Source organism: Variovorax sp. P1_H12_2, from assembly GCF_056405335.1.
In genome coordinates this window covers 1-21,921 of the sequence record NZ_JBFUCI010000052.1, presented here as the reverse complement: position 1 = coordinate 21,921, position 21,921 = coordinate 1, and the positions used below count along the sequence as shown (strand labels likewise).

Annotated in this window: 21 protein-coding genes; 15 read left to right on the top strand and 6 right to left on the bottom strand. The window is 67.9% G+C overall.

Annotated elements, in window-relative coordinates; translation table 11 throughout:
• Positions 1–62 precede the first annotated feature (62 nt).
• The 5 genes from AC1D2K_RS08295 to AC1D2K_RS08275 all read right to left on the bottom strand — a co-directional run bounded on the left by AC1D2K_RS08295 (position 63) and on the right by AC1D2K_RS08275 (position 5,492).
• Complete coding sequence (locus tag AC1D2K_RS08295) at positions 63–1,004, bottom strand: branched-chain amino acid ABC transporter permease (RefSeq protein WP_478087819.1); 942 nt, start codon at positions 1,002–1,004, stop codon at positions 63–65.
• 55 nt (positions 1,005–1,059) lie between these two features.
• Entirely contained in the window at positions 1,060–2,343 is a 1,284-nt protein-coding gene (locus AC1D2K_RS08290) for a metal-dependent hydrolase family protein (RefSeq protein WP_478087817.1), read from the bottom strand.
• A gap of 12 nt (positions 2,344–2,355) precedes the next feature.
• Positions 2,356–3,648, bottom strand: a complete 1,293-nt coding sequence (locus tag AC1D2K_RS08285) for a metal-dependent hydrolase family protein (protein ID WP_478087816.1) — start codon at positions 3,646–3,648, stop codon at positions 2,356–2,358.
• Positions 3,649–3,824: 176 nt separating this feature from the next.
• Positions 3,825–4,622: an alpha/beta fold hydrolase gene (locus AC1D2K_RS08280; RefSeq protein ID WP_478087815.1), complete on the bottom strand. Its 798-nt coding sequence runs from the start codon at positions 4,620–4,622 to the stop codon at positions 3,825–3,827.
• Positions 4,623–4,625: 3 nt separating this feature from the next.
• Positions 4,626–5,492, bottom strand: a complete 867-nt coding sequence (locus tag AC1D2K_RS08275) for a fumarylacetoacetate hydrolase family protein (protein WP_478087813.1) — start codon at positions 5,490–5,492, stop codon at positions 4,626–4,628.
• A 170-nt stretch (positions 5,493–5,662) separates the two neighbouring features.
• Here AC1D2K_RS08275 and AC1D2K_RS08270 point away from each other — a divergent pair, with 170 nt between their 5' ends.
• The 4 genes from AC1D2K_RS08270 to AC1D2K_RS08255 all read left to right on the top strand — a co-directional run bounded on the left by AC1D2K_RS08270 (position 5,663) and on the right by AC1D2K_RS08255 (position 10,698).
• Positions 5,663–6,370, top strand: a complete 708-nt coding sequence (locus AC1D2K_RS08270; RefSeq protein WP_478087812.1) for a TetR/AcrR family transcriptional regulator — start codon at positions 5,663–5,665, stop codon at positions 6,368–6,370.
• A 17-nt stretch (positions 6,371–6,387) separates the two neighbouring features.
• Positions 6,388–7,257, top strand: coding sequence for an alpha/beta hydrolase (locus AC1D2K_RS08265; RefSeq protein WP_478087811.1), 870 nt, complete (start codon positions 6,388–6,390; stop codon positions 7,255–7,257).
• A 54-nt stretch (positions 7,258–7,311) separates the two neighbouring features.
• Positions 7,312–8,943, top strand: coding sequence for a long-chain fatty acid--CoA ligase (locus tag AC1D2K_RS08260; RefSeq protein WP_478087809.1), 1,632 nt, complete (start codon positions 7,312–7,314; stop codon positions 8,941–8,943).
• A gap of 102 nt (positions 8,944–9,045) precedes the next feature.
• Entirely contained in the window at positions 9,046–10,698 is a 1,653-nt protein-coding gene (locus AC1D2K_RS08255; protein WP_478087808.1) for a sigma 54-interacting transcriptional regulator, read from the top strand.
• Positions 10,699–10,719: 21 nt separating this feature from the next.
• On the opposite strand, the gene AC1D2K_RS08250 is transcribed toward AC1D2K_RS08255, so the two are convergent.
• Positions 10,720–11,223: a MarR family winged helix-turn-helix transcriptional regulator gene (locus tag AC1D2K_RS08250; RefSeq protein WP_478087821.1), complete on the bottom strand. Its 504-nt coding sequence runs from the start codon at positions 11,221–11,223 to the stop codon at positions 10,720–10,722.
• 139 nt (positions 11,224–11,362) lie between these two features.
• On the opposite strand from AC1D2K_RS08250, the gene badH reads away from it, so the two are divergent.
• The 11 genes from badH to AC1D2K_RS08195 all read left to right on the top strand — a co-directional run bounded on the left by badH (position 11,363) and on the right by AC1D2K_RS08195 (position 21,509).
• Positions 11,363–12,130, top strand: a complete 768-nt coding sequence (gene badH, locus AC1D2K_RS08245) for a 2-hydroxycyclohexanecarboxyl-CoA dehydrogenase (RefSeq protein ID WP_478087806.1) — start codon at positions 11,363–11,365, stop codon at positions 12,128–12,130.
• Between the two features lie 41 nt (positions 12,131–12,171).
• Positions 12,172–12,954, top strand: a complete 783-nt coding sequence (gene badI / locus AC1D2K_RS08240) for a 2-ketocyclohexanecarboxyl-CoA hydrolase (RefSeq protein WP_478087804.1) — start codon at positions 12,172–12,174, stop codon at positions 12,952–12,954.
• A gap of 85 nt (positions 12,955–13,039) precedes the next feature.
• Entirely contained in the window at positions 13,040–14,191 is a 1,152-nt protein-coding gene (gene aliB / locus AC1D2K_RS08235) for a cyclohexanecarboxyl-CoA dehydrogenase (protein WP_478087802.1), read from the top strand.
• A gap of 42 nt (positions 14,192–14,233) precedes the next feature.
• Positions 14,234–15,877, top strand: a complete 1,644-nt coding sequence (gene aliA / locus AC1D2K_RS08230; RefSeq protein WP_478087800.1) for a cyclohexanecarboxylate-CoA ligase — start codon at positions 14,234–14,236, stop codon at positions 15,875–15,877.
• Between the two features lie 44 nt (positions 15,878–15,921).
• Positions 15,922–16,920, top strand: a complete 999-nt coding sequence (locus tag AC1D2K_RS08225; protein ID WP_478087798.1) for a Bug family tripartite tricarboxylate transporter substrate binding protein — start codon at positions 15,922–15,924, stop codon at positions 16,918–16,920.
• 11 nt (positions 16,921–16,931) lie between these two features.
• Positions 16,932–17,708, top strand: a complete 777-nt coding sequence (locus tag AC1D2K_RS08220; protein WP_478087796.1) for an enoyl-CoA hydratase — start codon at positions 16,932–16,934, stop codon at positions 17,706–17,708.
• Positions 17,709–17,807: 99 nt separating this feature from the next.
• Positions 17,808–18,119 carry an SWIB/MDM2 domain-containing protein gene (locus AC1D2K_RS08215; RefSeq protein ID WP_478087795.1) on the top strand — a complete coding sequence of 104 codons (312 nt, stop codon included), beginning with the start codon at positions 17,808–17,810 and terminating at the stop codon, positions 18,117–18,119.
• 90 nt (positions 18,120–18,209) lie between these two features.
• Positions 18,210–18,749, top strand: a complete 540-nt coding sequence (locus AC1D2K_RS08210; protein ID WP_478087793.1) for a winged helix DNA-binding protein — start codon at positions 18,210–18,212, stop codon at positions 18,747–18,749.
• Positions 18,750–18,994: 245 nt separating this feature from the next.
• On the top strand, positions 18,995–20,122 hold the full coding sequence (locus AC1D2K_RS08205) for an LLM class flavin-dependent oxidoreductase (protein ID WP_478087792.1): 1,128 nt from the start codon (positions 18,995–18,997) through the stop codon (positions 20,120–20,122).
• Positions 20,123–20,142: 20 nt separating this feature from the next.
• Entirely contained in the window at positions 20,143–20,673 is a 531-nt protein-coding gene (locus tag AC1D2K_RS08200; RefSeq protein WP_478087790.1) for a flavin reductase family protein, read from the top strand.
• 53 nt (positions 20,674–20,726) lie between these two features.
• The gene (locus AC1D2K_RS08195) at positions 20,727–21,509 is read left to right on the top strand and encodes a cyclase family protein (RefSeq protein WP_478087789.1); all 783 of its coding nucleotides are present in this window, start codon (positions 20,727–20,729) and stop codon (positions 21,507–21,509) included.
• Positions 21,510–21,921 lie beyond the last annotated feature (412 nt).

Sequence of the window (21,921 nt, the reverse complement as noted above, 5' to 3'; positions counted from 1 at the left end):
TCGCACTGCGGTGCGAGCGCCTTCGGGCGGCCGGGCGGCGCTCAAGAAAACCTCCGCGGCGCTCATGTGCTCTTCCCCATCAGCCCGCGCGGCTTGAAGGCCAGCGCCACGACCATGATCACGAAGGTGAAGACCACGCTGTAGGTCGGCGCATAGGCCAGGCCGAACTGTTCGGCCAGGCCGATCAGCAGCGCGCCGATGGCGGCGCCCACCACGCTGCCCATGCCGCCGACGATCACCACCACCAGGGACGCCAGCAGGTAGCGCGTGTCCTCGCCGGGCGAGATCGACAGCGCGGTGCCGCCGACGACACCGGCCAGTCCGGCCAGGCCGGCGCCGATCGCGAAAGTGAGCGCGAAGACGCGTTGCACGTTGACGCCCGAGGCCGCCAGCATGGCGCGGTCGTCCACGCCGGCACGGATCATCATGCCGATGCGGGTGCGCGCGAGCAGCAGCCAGAGCCCGACGCCGATCACGATCGATGCCAGCAGCACGAACAGCCGATAGGTCGGGAATTTCGCGATCAGCGGGAGGGTGGTGGAGCCGTAGATCCACGCCGGCGGATCGAAGGTGTAGATCTCGGCGCCCCAGAGCCAGAGCATCAGGTCGGCCATCACGATCGACAGGCCGATGGTGACCAGCGTCTGCCGCAGGTCCTGGCCCTGCATGTGGCGGAACACCAGCAGCTGCATCAGCAGGCCCAGCACCGCCGCGGCAAGGAAGCCCGCCATGACCGCCAGCACCCAGGAGCCGGTGCGTTCGCCGACGAACCAGCCGACATAGGCGCCGAAGAGGTAGAGCGAGCCGTGCGCGAGGTTGACGTTGCGCATCAGGCCGAAGACCAGCGTGAAGCCGCTGGCGACCAGGAAGTACAGCGACGCGAGCGTCATCCCGTTCAGCAAGGTCTTGAAGAACAGCGTCGCGTTGTCGGCGATCGCCCAGACCGCGAAGACCGCGATCGGCACGCCGAAAAGCAACCAGAGCGCCCAGCTTTTTCGGCTCACCGAGAACCTCCGCGCAACAGCGCTTCGGTGCTCGCCTTGGGAGCGGCCCGGCGGCTCACGCGGCATGCTCCCAGGCTCGCTGCGAAGCGATCGCCGGCGCCTTGGCGAACTCGCCGTCCTTCATCACCGCGAGGATGCGCTTCGGATCGCGCAGGATCGACAGGTTGGCGAGCGGATCGCCGTCGACCAGCAGCAGGTCGGCCAGGTACCCGTCCCTGACGACGCCGAGCTCATCGGGTCTCATCATGATCTGGCCGCCGTAGAGCGTCGTCGACCGGATCGCCTCCATCGGCGTGAAGCCGAGGTACTTGACGAAGAACTCGAGGTCCCGCGCATTCTGGCAATGCGGCGTGAAGGCGAATCCGTAGTCGCCGCCCGGCAGCACGCGAATGCCGCGCCGGTGCATCTTCTGCAGCGAATCGATCGCGGCTTCCCACTCGATCTCGTAGCCCATGCCGACCGCCATGTCGTGCGTGATGCCGTAGGGCTCGGCCTCGTGCAGCATGGCATAGAGGATCGCGATGCCCGGGGCGACGAAGACGCGGTCCTTGGCGGCCTCGAGCAGGTCGAGCGCCTCGTTGTCGACGAAGCTGGCGTGGTAGATCAGGTCGATGCCGTGGCGCAGCGCCTGCTTCACGCTGTCGGAGGAGCGCGCATGCGCAATGCCGCGCTTGCCGCGGATGCGCACCTCGCGCATGGCGGCCGCGACCTCCTCGTCCGACATCCAGGTGGTCTCGGCGGGCGACTGGGGCGTGAAGTTGTCGCCCGACAGATTGATCTTGATCGAGTCGACGCCGTATTTGAGGAACAGGCGCACGGCCTTGCGCATCTCTTCGGGGCCGGAGATGTTGACGCCGAAGCTGAACTCGGGGAAGGGCAGGTGCGGCAAGGTCTCGTCGCCGAGGCCGCCCAGCACGGTGATCTCCTGGCTCGCCGCCAGGTAGCGCGGGCCGGGGATCTGCCCGGCATTGATCGCGTTGCGGATCACGACGTCGAGCCGCGGCTTGGCGCAGGCGGCGCCGACGCACGAGGTGAAGCCGGCCTCGAGGTAGCGCCGCGCGACCTTGGCGCACCACAGCACGTGCTCCTCGAGCGGCAGGGTCTGGATCTCGGCCAGCGTGGCGGCGTCGTTCCACGAGAAATGCGTGTGTGCCTCGCACATCCCGGGCATCAGCGTGGCACCGGCGCCGTCGATCACCGTCGCGCCGCCCGGCGCGATCGGCGCCGTGCTGCGGCCGACCTGGCGGATCCGGTTGCCGCGCACCAGCACGCTGCCGGAATAGGGGTTCTGCCCCGTGCCGTCGAGGATGCGGACGTTGGTGAAGACGACGTCAGCCATGCTCTTCTCCTGTCAGGCCGTGGCCCAGCGCGTGGTGCGCGCCGAGCGCACCGGCGGCGCGCGGTGGAACTCGCCGTCCTTCATGACGGCCATGATGCGGGCCTTGTCCTGCAGCACCGTGATGTCGGCGAGCGGGTCGCCGTCGATCAGCAGGATGTCGGCCAGGTAGCCTTCCCGGATGTAGCCGATGACCTTGCCCATGCGCATCATCGGACCGCCCCAGGCGGTGGCCGACAGCAGGGCTTCCATGGTGCTCATGCCGACGTGCCTGACGAAGTACTCGAGGTCCTTGGCGTTGGTGCCGTGCGGCGTCCAGGCAAAGCCGTAGTCGCCGCCGGGCAGGATGCGGATGCCTCGCTTGCGCATCGCGCGCATGCTCTCGACGGCCGCCTCGAGCTCGCGGTGGTAGCCCATCTTCCGGGTCACCTCCTCGGTCAGGCCCCACGGGCTCGCGTGGTGGCAGGTGTTGATGAGCCAGGCCAGGCCCGGCGCGATGAAGTGCTCGGTCTTGTGGGCCTCGAGCATGTCGAGCGCCTCTTCGTCGGTGAAGCTGGCGTGGTAGATCACCTCGATGCCCTGCTTCACGCACTGCTTGATGGCCCAGGTGGAACGCGCGTGCGCGGCCACGCGCTTGCCCCAGGCCTTGGCCTCCTGCACGCAGACGGTGACCTCTTCCTCGGTGAACTGGCTCATCTCGCTCGGCATGCCGGTGATCGATTCGCCGGAGAGATTGATCTTCACGGAGTCGACGCCGTACTTGGCGAACATGCGCACGCAGCGGCGCATCTCCTCGGCGCCGCTGACGATCGCGCCGAAGGCGAACTCGGGCTGCGGCAGGTGCGGCCGGGTGGTGTCGCCCAGGCCGCCGGGCACGGTGATCTCCTGGCTGGCGGCGAGGTAGCGCGGGCCGACGATGGTGCCGTCGTTGATCGCATTGCGGATCACGACGTCGAGCCTCGGCTTGGCCGCCGCGGCACCGACGCAGCTGGTCCAGCCCATGTCCAGGTAGCGCTTCGCCACTTGGGCGCACCACAGGATGTGTTCTTCGGGCGGCATGCGCTGGATGGCGTCGAGGCTGGGCTGGTCGTTCCACGAGAAATGCGTGTGGGCCTCGACCATGCCCGGCATCAGGAAGGCGCCGGCGCCGTCGATCACCTGCGCGCCCGAGACCGGCGCCGATCGTTCGCCGTACCCGGTCTTGACGACGCGGGCGATGCGGTTGCCCTGCACCAGCACGTCGCCGGTGAAGGGCGCTTCGCCGCCGCCGTCGAAGACCCGCACGTTGGTGAACAGCACGTCGGCCATGTCAGTGCCCGCCCGGCCGCCCGAAGGGCACTGAGCGCCCCCTCGGGGGGCAGCGATACACGAAGTGATGAGCGTGGGGGCCAACGATCTCTTGCCCGCCCGGCCGCCCGAAGGGCACTGAGCGCCCCCTCGGGGGGCAGCGATACACGAAGTGATGAGCGTGGGGGCGTTTCATCTCAGCTCCTTGCCTGTGCCGCGAGGAAGTCGCGCAGCTCGCGCTGGCACTCGTCGGGGCGCTCGATCGGGGTCCAGTGGCCGCAGCGCGGCAGCACCACGACGCGCCGGCTGGCGGCGCGGTGCAGCCGCTCGGCCATGGCGCGCACCGCCTGCGGCGGCGCCACGCCGTCTTCGTCGCCGGTCACCAGCAGCACGGGCGCCTCGATCTGCTCGACCGCGGCCGCCTGGGCGCCGGCCAGCGCTTCGCAGCTGCGGGCGTAGGCCTCGCCCTCCTGGCGCATCAGGCTCTCGCGCACGAAGGCCACCGCCACCGGCAGGCGCTGGCGGGTGTCGGCCGAGATGGCGCCCTGCAGCAGCGCCTGGGTGATCTCGTGCATGCCGGCGGCGCCTTCGCGCGCCTTGGCCGCCCGCGCGGTCATCGCCGCGCGGGCGGCGTCGGGCGGCGCGATCAGCGGGCCGAACAACGCCACGCTCGCGACCCGCTTCGGATGCGCGGCGGCGATGTGCTGGCAGACGATGGTTCCCATCGAATGGCCGACCCAATGGGCGCGCCCCACCTTCAGCCGCTCGCAGACGTCGAGCAGCGTCTCGACGTAGCGCGCGATCGACAGCGCGCCCTCGGCCCGCTGCGAGCGGCCGCTGCCCGGCAGGTCGACCCGGATCACCCGGTGCCGCGCCATCGCCGGCATCAGGGGCTGGTAGGTGTTGGTGCTGCCGCCGAGTCCGTGCACGCAGACGATGGCCGGGCCTTCGCCTTCCTCTTCCACCGCGACGCGGTCGATCATTTGAAAGCTCATGGCCTACTCGAACCGGTTCTCGATGACACCGACGCCGTCGATCTCGATACGGACCACGTCGCCCGCCCTCAGCCATTGCGGCGGCTTCAGTCCCATGCCCACGCCCGAGGGCGTGCCGGTGGCGATCACGTCGCCGGGGTACAGCGTGATACCGCGCGAGCAGGTCTCGATCAGCGTCGGGATGTCGAAGATCATGTCGCGCGTCTGGCCGTCCTGGCGCAGCGCGCCGTTGACCCAACCGCGCACGCGGGTGGCGCGGCCGTCGAGCTCGTCGGCGGTCACGATCCACGGGCCCATGGGGCAGAAGCTGTCGAAGCTCTTGCCCAGGTCCCACTGCTGGTGGCGCATCTGGACGTCGCGCGCCGTGACGTCATTGACCACCGTGTAGCCGAACACATGGTCCATGGCGTGGGCCGCGAGAATGTCGCGCCCGCCGCGGCCGATGACGACGGCGAGCTCCGATTCGTAGTCGATCTGGATCGAGGCGGCGGGCGAGGGCAGGCGCACCGCGTCGTACGGACCGACGACGCATTCGCCCAGCTTGCCGAAGACGATCGGCCAGGGGTCGGTCTCGGGCATGGCGGCGCGGAACACCGAGCCGGCGAGTTCGGCCGCATGCGCGCGGTAGTTGCGCCCGACGCAGAACAGGCTGCGCAGCGGACGCGGCAGCGGGGCGCGCAGCGTGATCACTTCGACCGGCAGCCGCGTGCCGGAAGGCTGCGGCAAGGGCTCCCCGCGTGCCAGCGCCTGGATCAGCGGCAGGGCGCCGAGCGATGGGTCGCGCGCGCCCAGCGGCGTGGCCTCCCGCCCGTCCGGCGAGATCGTGCCCACGTGGTCTCGTCCACCCCAATTCCAGCTGGCCAAGCGCATCGACTTTGTCTCCATATCGCCCCGGGGTCCTGCCGGTGTGCACCGGCTGCCTCGAAGTCTTGGAAGTCATGTTTGAGACTTGCGTCTCAAATCGGGATGGCTGCATCATACGATCCGGCATCCGCTGTTCACAATAGACCCCGAGCCCGTCCAAGCCCCGTACAAACCCCATGGCGCGACTGAAACACAAGCTGAGCGAACCGCCGACTCCGCCCGAACGCGGCGTCAGGGCCGCCACGTTCCGGCTGCTGCTCGATACCGCCATGGCCATCATCCAGGAGAGCGGTCACATCCCCTCGGTGGCCGAGGCCGCGGCGCGCGCGAAGGTGTCGCGCGCCACCGCGTACCGCTACTTCCCGAGCCGCAGCGCGCTGGTCACCGCGGTGATCGACAGCTCGCTCGGGCCGGTGCGCAAGCTGGCTTCCGCCAACCCGAACGGGCGCGACCGCGTGCACGAGTTGTTCCTGCAGACCTTTCCGCGCTTCAAGGAATTCGAGGCGCAATTGCGCGCCGCCGCCCAGCTCTCGCTGGAGCAGTGGGGGCTGGAGCGCGCCGGGCTGCTGGAAGAGGAGCCCTACCGGCGCGGCCACCGCGTGCGCATCCTCGAACACGCGATCGAGCCGCTGGCACCGCTGATGCGCCCGGCCGTGCGCGACCGGCTGCACCACGCCCTGTCGGTGGTCTACGGCATCGAGCCTTATGTGATCCTCAAGGACATCTGGGGCCTGGGCGATCGCGAGGTCGAGCGCACCGCGCTCTGGATGGCCGACGCCCTGATCGACGCCGCGCTGCGCGACGCCGAGCAGAAGCCGGCCACCCGGCGCCCGGCCCGGCCGAGCGCTGCGAAGACCGTCGCGGCGGCCGCCAAGCGCAGCTGACCTCGCCAGGCAGCCACATGCCGCGTCCATCGCCCGCCTGGTTCGACGCGCAATACAACAACCGCGCTCGCATTCCCGGGCATCCCGCGATCCTGAAGCACTGGGCCGACGCCTCCGCCAGCGCGCTGGCCGGGCCGGGCTGGGTGCTCGACCTGGCCTACGGCGACGACGCCAGCGAACGGCTCGACATCCTTCTGCCGCCTCGCGCCGGAGCGCCGGTGCTGGTGTACATCCACGGCGGCTACTGGCGCGCCCTCGACAAGCGCGACCAGGCTTTCGTGGCGCCGCCCTTCGTCGAGGCCGGCGCGATGGTGGTGCAAGTCAACTACGCGCTGTGTCCGGCGGTCGGCATCGAGCACATCGCGCTGCAGCTCGTGCAGGCGCTGGCCTGGGTCTGGCGGCATGCGTCCGCGCACGGCGGCGATCGCGACCGCATCGTGGTGGCCGGCCACTCCGCGGGCGGGCACCTGGCGACGATGCTGCTGGCCTGCGACTGGCGGGCCGTGGCGCCCGACCTGCCGGCGGACCTGGTGAAAGCCGCACTCTCGATCTCGGGCCTGTACGAGCTCGAGCCGCTTCGGCACGCGCCTTTCCTGGCCGCCGACATCGGCTTGAGCGCGGCAGCGGCGCGCCGGCTCAGCCCGGCGCTGTGGCCCGCGCCGTCGCAGGGATCCCTGGTGACCGTGGTCGGCGCAGACGAGAGCGAAGAGTTCCTGCGACAGGCCGGGCTGATCGGGCGCGCCTGGGGGCCGGGGGTGGTCGTCGCCGCCGAAACCGTGCCGGGGCGCCATCACATGGACGTGCTGCACGAGCTCGCCGACCCCCGATCACGGACGCATCGGCGCGGGCTGGACATGCTCCAAATCCCTCGGACCCCTGGCCGCTGAGGCCTGCCTCGCCCTATCATGCGGCGCAATTCGCCCCGCCACGGAGACAGCCCGATGAAATCGACCATGATGCCGGTGCAGCTCAGCACCAACCAGATCCTCGATCGCGCCGGCACCTACTTCGGCGACCAGAGCGTGCTCGGCCGGCTGCCCGACAAGTCGACCTACCGCCGCAGCTACCGCGAGATCCGCCGCCGGGCCCGGCAGCTCGCGCAGGCCCTGCGCGGCAAGGCCGGCATCGCGCGCGGGGAGGCCGTGGCCACGATGAGCTGGAACCATGCCTGGCACCTGGAGTGCTACTTCGGCATCCCGGCCTCGGGCGCGGTGCTCCACACCCTCAACCTGCGGCTGTCGCCCGAGGACATCGCCTACATCATGGACGACGCCGGCGATCGCGTGCTGATCGTCGACGACGTGCTGCTGCCGATCTGGGAGCGCGTGTCGCCGCTCCTGAAGCAGCAGCCGCGCGTCATCGTCGTGCCGTTCGGCGGGGCCGCCTTGCCCGCCGGCCTGGAGAGCTACGAGGACTTCATCGAAGGCGACGCCACCGCCTACCAATACCCCGAGCAGGACGAGAACGAAGCCGTCGGCATGTGCTACACCTCCGGCACCACCGGCCGCCCGAAGGGCGTCGTGTATTCGCACCGCTCGATGGTGCTGCACGCCATCACCGGCTGCATCCCCGACCTGTTCGCGCTGTCGGCGCGCGACCACGTGATGATGGTCACGCCCATGTTCCATGCCAATGCCTGGGCCGTGCCCTTCTCGGCCATGATGGTGGGCGCCGGGCAGGTCCTGCCCGGGCCGCACCTCGGCGGCGAAGACCTGCTCGACCTGATGGAGGAAGGGCAGGTCACCATGGCGCTCGGCGTGCCGACCATCTGGATGATGATCTGGCAGTCGCTCTCGCAGCCCACGCGCGAGCGCAAGCTCGTGAAGGGCATGCGGATGCTGATCGGCGGCGCGGCGGTGCCGCAGACCATGATCGCCAACTTCGAGCAGCACGACATGCGCATCGTGCAGGGCTGGGGCATGACCGAGACCTCGCCCCTGGGCAGCGTCCCGGTCATCAAGACCGAGCACCTGGCGCTGCCCAAGGAACAGCAGCATGCGGTGCGCGCGATGCAGGGCATCGCCGCCCCGCTGGTCGAGATGCGCATCGTCGACGAGGCCGCGGGGCTCCAGCCCTGGGACGGCAAGGCGACCGGCGAGGTCCAGGTGCGCGGACCCTGGGTCACGGGCGCCTACCATGCGACGCCGAACGATCCGGGCAAGTTCACCGCCGACGGCTGGCTGCGCACCGGCGATGTCGGCACCATCGACCCCCAGGGCTACATGCACCTGGTCGACCGCAGCAAGGACATGATCAAGTCGGGCGGCGAATGGATCAGCTCGGTGGAACTCGAGAACCTGGCCATGGGCCATCCTGCGGTCGCCGAGGCCGCGGTGGTCGCGATCCCGCATCCGAAGTGGGGCGAACGGCCGCTGGTGGTGGTGGTGCGGCGCCCGGGCGCCGAGCTCGACGCGCCGGGGCTGCGCGAATTCCTGCGGCCGAAGCTGGCGCGCTTCCAGCTGCCAGACGACTTCGAGTGGGTGGAGGCGATTCCGAAGACCGCGACCGGCAAGTTCCTGAAGACGCGGCTGCGCGAGATGTACCGCGACCGGGTGTCGCAGTCGCCGGACTGAAGCCTCGGGCGCCGCGCCTGCCTGCCGGCCGGTGCCGTGCTGCTAGCATCGTGGACCGCGCCGGCGTGGCATCGCCACGCGGCATTCATCCAAGGAGACAACGTGGGAGAACTGCTTTCTCTCCTGCGCTTCAACGCCGGCTCCGGCCATATCTGGCTGGACGAGCAGCGCATGCTGCTGTTGCACGCGCGGGCTTTCGCCGAGCTTCGCAAGGAGCTGCTGGATTCGCTGGGCGTCGAGCGCGCGCGCGGCCTGCTGGTGCGCATGGGCTTTGCGTCGGGCCAGCGCGACGGCGAACTGGCGGTCAAGGAACGGCGCGCCGGCCTTCGCACCGAGGACGCCTTCATGCTCGGCCCGCGGCTGCATTCGATCGAGGGCATCGTGAGCGTCGAGATGATCCAGCTCGAGATGGACCTCGCCACCAAGCATTTCTTCGGCGAGTTCGTCTGGGAGAACTCCTGGGAATGCGAGGCCCACGTGGCCGACTTCGGCTACGGCGACGACCCGCAATGCTGGTCGCAGATCGGCTATGCGTCCGGCTACACCAGCGCCTTCCTCGGGCGGCTGGTCGTCTTCAAGGAGGTCGAATGCACGAGCATGGGCGACAGCCGCTGCCGGATCGTCGGGCACCCGGCGGAGGAGTGGCAGGACGAGCGCTATCTCGACTACTTCCGGCAGCACCATGTGGCCGAGCGGCTGATCGAATTCAACCTCGGGCTCGAACACATCCGCGCCCTGCAGCCGCGCCGGGAATACGACCAGAAGCTGGTCGGCGTCTCGCCGGGCTTTCGTGCGGCGTTCGACCTGTTGCGCACGGCCGCCACCAGCGCCATCACCGTGCTGCTCCTCGGTGAGACCGGCGTCGGCAAGGAACTGTTCGCCCGCTGGCTGCACGACAACGGTCCGCGCGCCAAGCAGCCTTTCATCGCGGTCAACTGCGCGGCCATTCCGGCCGAGCTGATCGAGGCCGAGCTGTTCGGGGTCGAGAAGGGCGCCTACACCGGTGCCCACCATGCGCGTGCCGGCCGCTTCGAGCGTGCCCACGGCGGCACCTTGTTCCTCGACGAGGCGGGCGACCTCCCGCCGGCCACCCAGGTGAAGCTTCTGCGCGTCCTGCAGACCGGCGAGATCGAGCGCCTCGGCGCCGATCAGCCGACCCGGGTCGACGTCCGCATCGTGGCCGCCACCAACGTCGACCTGCCGCAGGCCATGCAGGCCGGCAGGTTCAGGAGCGACCTGTTCTACCGGCTCAACACCTTCCCGATCACCATTCCGCCGCTGCGCGAACGCACGGCCGACATCCCGGCGCTGGTCGCGCGCTTCGTCGAGAAATTCAGCGCGCTGTACGGCAAGAAGCTGCGCGGCMTGACCGACAAGGCGATGCGCGAAGTGCTGAAGCACCCGTGGCCGGGCAACATCCGCGAGCTCGAGAACGTGATCGAGCGGGCGGTGCTGCTCGCGCCCGACCATGGCGACATCGACGCAGCCTGCCTGTGGAGCTCGCCCTCCGGCGCGACCAGCGGTGGTCAGATCGGCGCCGGCGGGCAGATCACCGAGGCGGAGGCCGGGACCCTGGACGCGCTGTGCGACCGGGTGCTCGAAGAGAGCATCGACATCGCCTCGCTGGAACAGCGCCTGATGCAGATGGCCATGCAGCGCGCCAAGGGCAATCTGTCGCAGGCCGCCCGGCTGCTGGGCATCACGCGGCCGCAACTGGCCTACCGGCTCAAGAAGGAAGGGCTGCCGGCGTCCTGAGGCCCTGCGGGTGCCTTGGGTTCATGGCTCCGGCACGCCACCCTGTTCATCGTCCACCCGCTGCATGTTCTCGAGGATCTTGAGCAGGTAGTGCAGGGTGTGCGTGACGTCGTTGACGGAAAAGCCGTCGAGGACTTTCTCGTAATAGCCGTGGATCTTCGGCTGGGCTTCCACCAGCCACACATGCCGTCCTGATTCGGTCATGGTGACCAGGCGCGAGCGCCGGTCGCGTCCGTCAGGCGCGGTGCCGATGTGGCCGTCGCGCTCCATCCGGCTCAGCAGCCCGGAAAGGTTCTKCCGGCTCACCTTGAGATAGCGCGCCAGATCTCCCACGCTCATCCCGTCGCTCACCGCCGCCCTGGACAGCGCGCCCAGCACCGCCCACTGCTGCGTGGTCAGCCCTTCGGCTTCGACCGCTCGGGTGCCCGTTTTGTGCAACATATTGGCACATTGATAGAGTCTGAAGAAAACGCGATTAGCAAGCTCCATACGGGCTGTTTCGCTGTTTTCATTAGGGGTAACCATGATATTTCTCGTTGAAAAATTGCTATGCAAGCGCCAGACCGGCATCCTACAATAGGTAAACACGTTGACGTAAAAGCGATCCGAACCAAGGATGCAGCCGTCAGACGATAGCAAGCTTGAAACCTGATCGGAGAACCTCATGCAAAGATTCGAAGGCAAGACAGTGGTGGTCACCGGCGGCGGTGGCGGGATTGGCGGCGCGACCTGCCGCCGCTTCGGGCGCGAGGGCGCCAAGGTGGCGGTGTTCGACCTGAACCTCGACGCGGCGGAGCAGGTCGCGGCCCGGATTCGCGCCGATGGCGGACAGGCCGAGGCCTTCCTCTGCGACATCACCGAGCGCGCCGGCGTCGATGCCGCGGTGGCCGCGGTGGCGCAGCGTTTCGGTCCGATCGACGTGCTGGTCAACAACGCCGGCTGGGACGTATTCAAGCCCTTCACCAAGACCGAGCCGGCGCAGTGGGACAAGCTGATCGCCATCAACCTCACCGGCGCCTTGCACATGCACCACGCGGTGCTGCCCGGCATGGCGGCGCGCAAGGCCGGCCGCATCGTCAACATCGCGTCCGACGCGGCGCGCGTCGGCTCCTCCGGCGAAGCGGTGTACGCCGCCTGCAAGGGCGGGCTGGTGGCCTTCTCGAAAACCATCGCCCGCGAGCATTCGCGCCACGGCATCACCGTCAACGTCGTGTGCCCGGGGCCGACCGACACGGCCCTGTTCGCCGAATACAAGGAAGGCGCGGGCAATCCCGAGAAGCTGATGGAAGCCCTCACGCGCTCGATTCCGCTGGGCCGCATCGGCCAGCCGGACGACCTGCCGGGCGCCATCCTCTTCTTCGCGAGCGATGACGCGGCCTTCGTCACCGGCCAGGTGCTGAGCGTGTCCGGCGGCCTGACCATGAACGGCTGAGCCCCGGCCTTAACCCCCCTTCAACCCACAGAGAGAACATCATGGAATTCGAAGACATCCTCTACGAAGTGCGCAACGCCGTGGCCTGGATCATCATCAACCGGCCCGAGAAGATGAACTCGTTTCGCGGCCAGACCTGCGACGAACTCATCAAGGCGCTGAACCGCGCCGGCTACGACCGCGGCGTGGGCGCCATCGTGCTGGCCGGCGCCGGCGACCGGGCCTTTTGCACCGGCGGCGACCAATCCGCCCACGACGGCAACTATGACGGGCGCGGCACCATCGGCCTGCCGATGGAGGAACTGCACGACGCGATCCGCAATGTGCCCAAGCCGGTGATCGCCCGCGTGCAGGGCTATGCGATCGGCGGCGGCAACGTGCTGTGCACGATCTGCGACCTGACGATCGCGTCCGAGAAGGCCATCTTCGGCCAGGTCGGCCCCAAGATGGGCTCGGTCGATCCGGGCTACGGCACCGCATTCCTGGCCCGCGTGGTCGGCGAGAAGAAGGCGCGCGAGATCTGGTATCTCAATCGCCGCTACAGCGGCGCCGAGGCCGTGGCCATGGGCCTGGCCAACGCGGTGGTGCCGCACGACCAGCTCGACGCCGAGGTGCAGAAGTGGGCCGAGGAGATCTGCGAGCGCAGCCCCACGGCGATCGCCATCGCCAAGCGCAGCTTCAACATGGACACGGCGCACCAGAGCGGTATCGCCGGCATGGGCATGTACGCGCTCAAGCTCTATTACGACACCGAGGAATCGCGTGAAGGCGTCAACGCCCTGAAGGAAAAGCGCAAGCCCGACTTCCGCAAGTACGCCAGGTAGAGACCCGCCCACCGCCTCGCCCCCCCCGCAACGCACGGCGCATCGCGTATCGCTTCGCGGCGCAGCGCACCCATGGAGACATGTCATGAACCCGTACCTTGACGAAGACCTGACCACGCTCGGCGACCACGCGCGCCGCTTCGCGACCGAACGCATCGCGCCCGGATTCCTGGAGCGCGACAAGAACCGCGCGCTGGATCGTCGCCTGATGCGCGAAATGGGCGAGATGGGATTCATCGCGCCGGAACTGTCCGAGGCACATGGCGGCCAGGGCATGGGTTGCCTGGCCGCCGGCGTGATCCACGAGGAGATCGCGCGCGCCGACCTGAGCATGTCCTACGTCAATCTGCTGGCCTCGCTCAACGGCCAGATCCTCTCGCAGCACGGCCAGCCCGACATCGTCAACCCGTGGCTGCGCAAGCTCACACGCGGCGAGGCGCTGCTCGCCATCGCCCTGACCGAGCCGCGCGGCGGCTCCGACGCAGCGAACCTGCGGCTGCGCGTGGAACGCGTGGGCGACGCGTACGTGATGAACGGCGAGAAGACCTCGATCTCGGCCGCCGACCAGGCCGACGCGGCGGTGGTGTTCGGCCGCACGGGTTCGGTGGAATCGGCCGCCCATGGCGTCACCGCACTGCTGGTGCCGATGGATCTGCCCGGCATCACGCGCAACCGCTTCGACTGCCACGGCCAGCGCGCGATCGGCCGCGGCTCGTTGTTCTTCGAGAACGTGCGCGTGCCGGTGAGCCACCGGCTCGGCGCCGAGAACAAGGGCTTCGTGCAGGTGATGCAGGGCTTCGACTACTCGCGCGCGCTCATCGGCCTGCAAGTCCTGGCCGTGGCCCGCGCGGCCCTGGAGGAGACCTGGGAGTACGTCGCCCAGCGCGAGGCCTTCGGCAAGCCGCTGTCGGCCTTCCAGGGCGTGTCGCACCCGCTGGCGGATTTCGACACCCAGATCACCGCCGCCCGCCTGCTGTGCCTGCAGACGCTGTGGCTGAAAGACAAGGGCGCGCCGCACACGGCCGAGGCGGCCATGTGCAAGTGGTGGGCGCCCAAGCTGGCCTACGACGCGATCCACCAGTGCCTGCTGATGTTCGGCCACGGCGGCTATGACCGCGGCGCGATGGAGCAGCGCCTGCGCGACGTGCTGGGCTTCCAGATCGGCGACGGCACGGCCCAGATCATGAAGACCATCGTGGCGCGCACCCGCGCCGGCCGCGATGCGGTGCCCGCCTGATTCCCTCGACCACAACACCGACGACAAAGAGGAGACAAGACCATGGAATTCGACGCCGTATTGCTGCCCCCGCGCCGCGCCCGGATGGTGGCGCAGGGCCTCTGGCATGACCGCACCATCAACGACGACCTCGACGCCTGCCTGGCGGACTGCCCCGACAAGCTCGCCTTGACGGCGCTCCGGGTGGAAGAGGGCGCCACCAAGCGCTTCACCTACCGCGAAATGGCCCGCATGGCCGATCGCATCGCAGTCGGGCTTTCCCGCCTGGGCGTGGGCCGCGATGACGTGGTTGCTTGCCAGCTGCCGAACTGGTGGCAGTTCACGCTGACCTACCTCGCCTGCTCGCGCATCGGCGCGGTGATGAATCCGCTCATGCACATCTTCCGCGAGCGGGAGTTGTCGTTCATGCTCAAGCACGGCGAAGCCAAGGTCGTGATCGTGCCGAAGACCTTTCGCGGCTTCGACTTCGAGCGCATGCTGGTCGACCTGCAACCGGCCTTGCCCGACCTGAAGCAGATCGTGGTGGTCGACGGCGAGGGCCCGCACAGCTTCGAGGCGCTGCTCAGCGGTCCGGCCTGGGAGAACGAGCCCGACGCGCACGACATCCTCACGCGCAGCCGGCCCGGCCCGGATGACGTGATGCAGTTGATCTACACCTCGGGCACCACCGGCGAACCCAAGGGCGTGATGCACTCGGCCAACACCGCGATGGCGAACATCATTCCCTATGCGCAGCGCCTGCGCCTGGGCGCCGGCGACGTGGTGCTGATGGCCTCGCCGATGGCGCACCAGACCGGCTTCATGTACGGGCTGATGATGCCGATCATGCTCAAGGCCAGCGCGGTGCTGCAGGACATCTGGGAGCCGAAGCAGGCGATCGAGCTGATCCGGGCCGAGAGCGCCAGCTTCACGATGGCCTCCACGCCGTTCCTCGCGGACCTCGCCAGGACCGTCGCCGAAACGGGCCGGGAGGTGCCGAGCCTGCGGACCTTCCTGTGTGCCGGCGCGCCGATTCCGGGCCCGCTGGTGGAGCAGGCGCGCCAGGTGCTGGGCACCAAGATCGTGTCCGCCTGGGGCATGACCGAAAACGGCGCGGTCACGCTGATCCGGCTGGACGACGACGATGCACGCGCCGCCTCGACCGATGGGCTTGCGCTGCCCGGCGTCGAGCTCAAGGTGGTCGACGAGCACGACAGGGCGCTGCCACCCGACCAGCCCGGACGGCTGCTGGTGCGCGCCTGCTCCAACTTCGGCGGCTATCTGCGGCGCTCGCATCTCAACGGCACCGACGCCGACGACTGGTTCGATACCGGCGACCTGGCACGCATCGATGCGCAGGGCTACATCCGCATCACCGGCCGCAGCAAGGACGTGATCATCCGCGGCGGCGAGAACATCCCGGTGGTCGAGATCGAGTCGCTGCTGTACCGGCACCCTGACATCGCCATGGCCGCCATCGTCGCCTACCCCGACGAGCGCCTGGGCGAGCGGGCCTGCGCGGTGGTGGTGCCCAGGCCGGGCCACAGCATCGACCTGCCCTCGATCGTGCAGTTCCTGAAGGGGCAGAAGGTGGCGCTCCAGTACATCCCGGAACGTCTGGTCGTGCGCGACGCGATGCCTTCCACGCCGTCCGGAAAGATCCAGAAATTCAAGCTGCGCGAGCTGCTGCGCGAGAACGCAGCCTGAGCGGCCACGCCTCACGCTTCCCACACATCCAAGGAGACAAATCCATGTTCGTTCATACCGCAACGGCCGCACGCCGGGGCCTGGCGCTTGCCGCTTTCGCCCTGTTCGGCATCGGCTGTTCCGCGCAGGCGCAGGCGCAGACGGCCGGCCACTGGCCCACGAAGCCCATCCGCGTGATCGTCGGCTTCGCGCCTGGCGGCACCACCGATGTCATGGCGCGCATCCTGTCGCAAGCCCTCTCCGAATCGCTGGGCCAAACGGTCATCATCGACAACAAGCCCGGCGCAAGCGGCAACATCGCGGCCTCGGAAGTGGTGCGCGCCGCGCCGGATGGCTACACCTTCCTGATTGCGCCCACCTCGGTGGAAACGGCCAACCCTTCGCTGTTCAAGTCGAGCATTTTGCCTTCGCGCGACCTGACGCCGGTGGCCAGCGTGGGGCGCACCCAGATGTACCTGGTCGCGAAGCCACAGATGGCCGCCAAGGACACACGGGACCTGGTGGCATTGGCCAAGGCCAAGCCGGGCACGCTGTCCTACGCGTCGGCCGGCGCCGGCACGGCGCCGCACCTCGCCTGCGAACTGTTCAAGCAGGCCACCGGCACCTACATCACCCACATCCCGTATCGCGGCGCGGCCCCTGCGCTGCAGGATGTGCTGTCGGGCCAGGCGGACTTCGTCTGCGACCCGGGCATCGCCTTCCCGCACATTCGCACCGGCAAGGTCAAGCTGCTGGGCGTCGTGAGCACCCGGCGCTCCCCGTTCTTTCCCGAGGTCCCGACCGTGAGCGAGCAGGGCTTTCCGGGGGCCAACCTCGACATCTGGTTCGGCATGTGGGCGCCCAACGGGACTTCTCCCGACATCCTGGCCCGCATGAGCCGCGAACTGGGCAAGGCATTGGCGCAGCCGGCCGTCAAGGCGCGCTATGCCGACCTCGGTGCCGAACCGATCGCAATGGACACGGCGGAGTTCCGCAAGCTGCTGGTCGACGAGGGCACGCTGTTGTCCGCGCTGATCAAGGAACAGAAGATCGTCGTCGACTGAGCGAGCCTGCCATGCAAGACAAACCCATCCTGGTGGAGACGCGCGGCCGGGTGAGCCTCCTCACGCTGAACAGGCCGCAGCGGATGAACGCGCTCGACGATGCGCTGATGGACGCTCTGGGCGCGGCGCTGCTGGCCTGCGATGCCGATGCGGACATCGGCGTCATCGTCATCACCGGCAATGACAAGGCCTTCGCGGCCGGAGCCGACATCGCGGCGATGGCGGACTGGAGCTACATGGATGTGTTCCAGAGCGACTTCATCACGCGCAACTGGGAGACCATCCGCCGCGTGCGCAAGCCGGTGATCGCGGCGGTGGCCGGCTTCGCCATGGGCGGCGGCTGCGAACTGGCGATGGCATGCGACATGATCATTGCCGCCGAATCCGCCCGCTTCGCCTTGCCCGAGGTCAAGCTCGCCATGCTACCCGGCGCCGGCGGCACCCAGCGCCTGCCGCGCGCCATCGGCAAGGCCAAGGCGATGGACATGTGCCTGTCGGGCCRCATGCTGGATGCGGCGGAAGYCGACCGCTACGGCCTGGTCTCGCGGGTGGTGGYGGACGAGCGACTGCTGGCCGAGACCCTCGAGCTGGCGGCCCGCATCGCGGCCTTCTCGCTGCCGGCATTGATGGCGATCAAGGAGTCGGTGAACCGCGCCTGGGAGGCCCCGCTGTCGGAGGGCATCGGCTTCGAGCGGCGGCAACTCCATGCGCGCTTTGCCAGCGAGGACGCGCACGAAGGCATGCACGCCTTTCTGTCCAAGCGCCGGCCGGAGTTCAGGCACCGGTGAGCATCGGTTGTGTTCATGCGGGCCACTTTGAGGGAAGTGCTTGGGGTCGCAGCCGCAACCCGTTAGCATAGGCAACTTCCAGTTCAACACAAAGAAGCAATGGCAACAGCAAAATCCGCACCCACCGCGCCTGGAGCGTCCGCGAACAAAACGCCGGCAAAGCGTGCGGCCAATCCGGCCTTCATGAAGGCCCTGACCCCGAGCGCCGAACTGGCCGCCGTGATCGGCTCCGCGCCGTTGGCGCGTACCGAGGTGGTGAAGCAGCTCTGGGTCTACATCAAGGCGAACAATCTTCAGGATGCGAAGAACAAGCGCAACGTGAACGCCGATGCCAAGCTCAAGCCTGTCTTCGGCAAGGACCAGGTGACGATGTTCGAGATCGCAGGGCTCATCGGCAAGCATCTGAGCTAACGCCAGGACGCGTCGAAGGCTCGAACTCCAGAGAGGATGGACTGAAGGCGCGGTCGCCTTCGACCATCATCTGCGCCCACGAACCGATCGATGAAGTCCGACAAATCAAAGCGCGCAACCGCCCCGCATCACTGGCATCTGGCCGAGGATGACCTCGGTGTCGCGCTGACCGATCTCGAGTACGCCGTGATGCGCACCTACGAGTCGTTCGTGCGATGGCAGGCCGAGTGCCTGGCGGCCGTCACGGGCGCGGCCCTGACCGGCCAGGAAAACGCGCTGCTTCATGTCATCCGCATGCACGATCAGGCGAAGACCATCAAGGATCTGCTGCATCTCACGAACCGCCAGGACGTGCCCAATGTGCAGTACGGGTTGCGCAAGCTGATCAAGCTGGGCTTCGTCGACAAGCAGGGCTCGGGCCGGGCCGGCGTCTACTACGAAGCGACGGCGGAAGGCGCGAAGGTCTGCGACGACTACGCCAACTTGCGCAAGAAGTTGCTGCTCGAAGGTGCCAAGCACTACCCCGCCTTCAGGCAGCATTCGCACAGCGCCGGAGCCCATCTGGAGCTCCTCGAAAGGCTGTACGAATCGGTCAYGCGAGAAGCCGCCACGTTCCACCGGCGCGGCTGAACGTTCCGCGAGCCTGATCCGCCCCTTCGCCGGCGGACACACCGCACCCTCGGGGCGCGTGCCTTCGGCCAGGACACGAAAGCCGATCACGGGCCCGTCTTGGCCCTGAAACCGCGAGCCGGGAAAACCCCCATTTCGAATCGAAGGTGCCTTCCTATACTTCGATCGAATAGAAAGTCTATTTAAAACTCTATTTGAAATCTCTCGCTCTCGGCCTCCAGACCCCGTCAACCGAAGGAACATCCATGAATCGCTTGTTGAGTACATCCGACTTTCTGCTGGGCACGTTCGMCTCCAATTGCTCGGGCGGCATGTCCGTCACCAAGGTCGAGGAACGATGGGACAACTCCTGGGACAACAACCTGCGCCTGGCGGTGCTGCTCGACGACGCCGGCATCGACTTCATGCTGCCCATCGCTCGTTGGATCGGGTACGGCGGAGAGACCGACTTTCATGGCAACGTGCTGGAGACTGTCACCTGGGCGGCCGCGCTGCTGGCCCATACCCGGCGCCTGACCGTGTTCGCGACGGTCCACACCGCGGCGAACCATCCGATGGTCGTGGCCAAGCAGATCGCCACGCTCGATCAGGTGGGGGCGGGACGCGCCGGTCTCAACATCGTTGCCGGATGGAATCGGCCCGAATACGAAGCGCTCGGCCTGACGCTGGCTGACGATCACCAGACCCGCTATGGTTTCGCCCAGGAGTGGTTCGACATCGTCCAGAAGCTCTGGACGCACCCGCATCCGTTCGACTGGCAGGGCAAGTACTTCAAGCTCAGCAAGGCCTATGGCCTTCCTGCTCCGCGCAACGGACGGCCGCCCATCCTGAACGCTGCGGGCTCGAGCGAAGGGCGCGACTTCGCCTTGAACAACGCGGACTTCCTGTTCACGCCCGCCATCGATCTCGAACGCTCCCGGCAGGAGGTCGCCGAGCTGAAGGCCAAGGCCGTCGACCAGGGGCGCAAGGTCGACATACTGACCTTCTCGCATGTCGTGTGCCGGCCCACCGAACGCGAAGCGAAGGACTACCTCAAGCACTTCGGCAACGACCGGGCCGACTGGGCGGCGGTCGACAACCTGATCGCCCTGCAGTTCGCCAATGCCAAGTCCTTTCCCCATGACTTGCTGGCGCTGATTCGCGACCGGATGGCGGCTGGCCATGGCGGCTATCCGTTGACCGGCACGCCCGAGCAGGTGGCGGACGGCATCTGCGCGCTCGCCGCGGCAGGATTCAAGGGAACGACCCTTTCCTTCGTCGACTACGTCGAGGAATTTCCCTACTTCCGCGATCAGGTCCTGCCCATCCTCGAATCGCGCGGGCTGCGCGCACCCGTGGCGATGGCTCCCGACGCCGTGCGGTTGGCAGCATGAACACCCTGCAAGCCGCATCCATGCCGGGCGCGGCGCATGCGCTGGCGATGCCGGCGGCGCCGTCGGCCTTCAAGTCGGYGATGCGAGAGCTCGCGGGGGGCGTCAGCATCGTCACGGTACAAGTCGGGCGCGAGCGCTCCGGCTTTACCGCCACCTCCGTGACCTCTCTGTCGGCCGATCCGCCGACCGTGATCGCCTGCGTCAACCGGATGAGTTCATCGGCGTCCCTGCTCGCCAGAACCGATCGCTTCGGCGTGAGCATGCTCACGCAAGCCCAGCAGCAGGTGGCGGACCGATTCGCCGGAATGAATGGCGTGACGGGCAGCCAGCGCTATGCAGACGAGCGCTGGATCCGGCTGACGGCGGATGGCGCACCCGTCATGCGCGACAGCGCGATCTCGCTCGACTGCCATATCGAGGACATGATCGAAAAGCACTCGCACTGGATCCTGGTCGGTCGCGTGATGGCCATTCACCGCGGGGAGGTCGAGGCAGCCCCGCTGGTTTACTGGCGAGGCGGCTATCACCAACTGGCCGATTGCCGCTGCTGACCTCTCGTCCGCRCCCTGCATCGCTCGCACCCACCCACCCGCAGACACTCCCCATGAACACGAACTCCTTGACGCCGCTCCAACGTGCCCTGGCCGCCGACTCGGTGCGCGTCGTCGACTTGACCCAGACCTTGTCGCCATCCTTTCCCGCCTTGCAGCTGCCGCCCCAGTTCGGCCAGGTGTGGTCGTTCAAGATGGAGAAGATCTCGCACTACGACAACGCCGGCCCGGGCTGGTACTGGAACAACTTCTCCTGCGGCGAACACACCGGCACTCACTTCGACGCGCCGGTGCACTGGGTGACCGGCAAGGACCAGCCGAACAACACCGTCGACACGATCGACCCGTCGCGCTTCATCGGCCCGGCGGTCGTGGTGGATGCGAGCGCGCAGGTCGCGCTCGACGCCGATTGGCTGTTGACCGTGGCTTTCCTCGAAGACTGGGAAGCCCGGCATGGACGCATTCCGGCGGGCGCCTGGGTGCTGTTCCGCACGGACTGGTCCAAGCGCATCGACGATCCGGCAGCGTTCGTCAACATGCAGGAGGACGGTGCACACACGCCGGGCCCCACGCAGGAGGCGGTGCAATGGCTGATCGAGGCGCGCGATGTTCGAGGATTCGGTGTCGAGACGATCAACACCGATGCGGGCCAGTCCCACGCGTGGCCGGTGGCCTATCCGTGCCACACACTGATGCACGGGTCGAACAGGTATGGACTGCAATGCCTGACGAACCTGGACCAGTTGCCGCCGACGGGGGCCGTGATCTTCGCCGCGCCGCTGAAGATCGAGGGCGGCTCCGGCAGTCCGCTGCGGGTCCTTGCGCTGGTGGGCTGAGGCGCCCCACGCGCAGCACGTCCGGCCAGCGCGCCGGACGGCCGGCGGACCCTTCGACGGGTGAACGCCATCGTGGCGCGAGTGCTGCCTTCCAGGTCCGATAGCGGCCGGTGCTGTCGCGTCCCGAATCATCCTTCGGGAAAGGGCTTATTCATTTTGACCCGAACAGGGCGGGGAAAAGTGTTGTTCCCCGAAGCTCACCGGACTGAATCAATCAGTCGAGTGCAGCAAACCAATGCCCGAAAAATCGAGGCACGCGAGAAGGCGATCACCGAGAAGCGACGCTTGGGTCGCACCACGGAGGCAACTCGACTCAAGGTATTCGAGCACCCTTTTCTGTTGGGCCTCGGGCGAAGACGCTGCGGCGAAACACACACATCACATGTGTGTTGCATGATAATTGCAATTATAC

Coding starts and splice junctions, on each gene's coding strand:
- AC1D2K_RS08290 (WP_478087817.1), bottom strand. CDS start 2,343: ATGGCTGACGTCGTCTTCACCAACGTCCGCATCCTCGACGGCACGGGG.
- AC1D2K_RS08285 (WP_478087816.1), bottom strand. CDS start 3,648: ATGGCCGACGTGCTGTTCACCAACGTGCGGGTCTTCGACGGCGGCGGC.
- AC1D2K_RS08280 (WP_478087815.1), bottom strand. CDS start 4,622: ATGAGCTTTCAAATGATCGACCGCGTCGCGGTGGAAGAGGAAGGCGAA.
- AC1D2K_RS08275 (WP_478087813.1), bottom strand. CDS start 5,492: ATGCGCTTGGCCAGCTGGAATTGGGGTGGACGAGACCACGTGGGCACG.
- AC1D2K_RS08270 (WP_478087812.1), top strand. CDS start 5,663: ATGGCGCGACTGAAACACAAGCTGAGCGAACCGCCGACTCCGCCCGAA.
- AC1D2K_RS08265 (WP_478087811.1), top strand. CDS start 6,388: ATGCCGCGTCCATCGCCCGCCTGGTTCGACGCGCAATACAACAACCGC.
- AC1D2K_RS08260 (WP_478087809.1), top strand. CDS start 7,312: ATGAAATCGACCATGATGCCGGTGCAGCTCAGCACCAACCAGATCCTC.
- badH (WP_478087806.1), top strand. CDS start 11,363: ATGCAAAGATTCGAAGGCAAGACAGTGGTGGTCACCGGCGGCGGTGGC.
- badI (WP_478087804.1), top strand. CDS start 12,172: ATGGAATTCGAAGACATCCTCTACGAAGTGCGCAACGCCGTGGCCTGG.
- aliB (WP_478087802.1), top strand. CDS start 13,040: ATGAACCCGTACCTTGACGAAGACCTGACCACGCTCGGCGACCACGCG.
- aliA (WP_478087800.1), top strand. CDS start 14,234: ATGGAATTCGACGCCGTATTGCTGCCCCCGCGCCGCGCCCGGATGGTG.
- AC1D2K_RS08225 (WP_478087798.1), top strand. CDS start 15,922: ATGTTCGTTCATACCGCAACGGCCGCACGCCGGGGCCTGGCGCTTGCC.
- AC1D2K_RS08215 (WP_478087795.1), top strand. CDS start 17,808: ATGGCAACAGCAAAATCCGCACCCACCGCGCCTGGAGCGTCCGCGAAC.
- AC1D2K_RS08195 (WP_478087789.1), top strand. CDS start 20,727: ATGAACACGAACTCCTTGACGCCGCTCCAACGTGCCCTGGCCGCCGAC.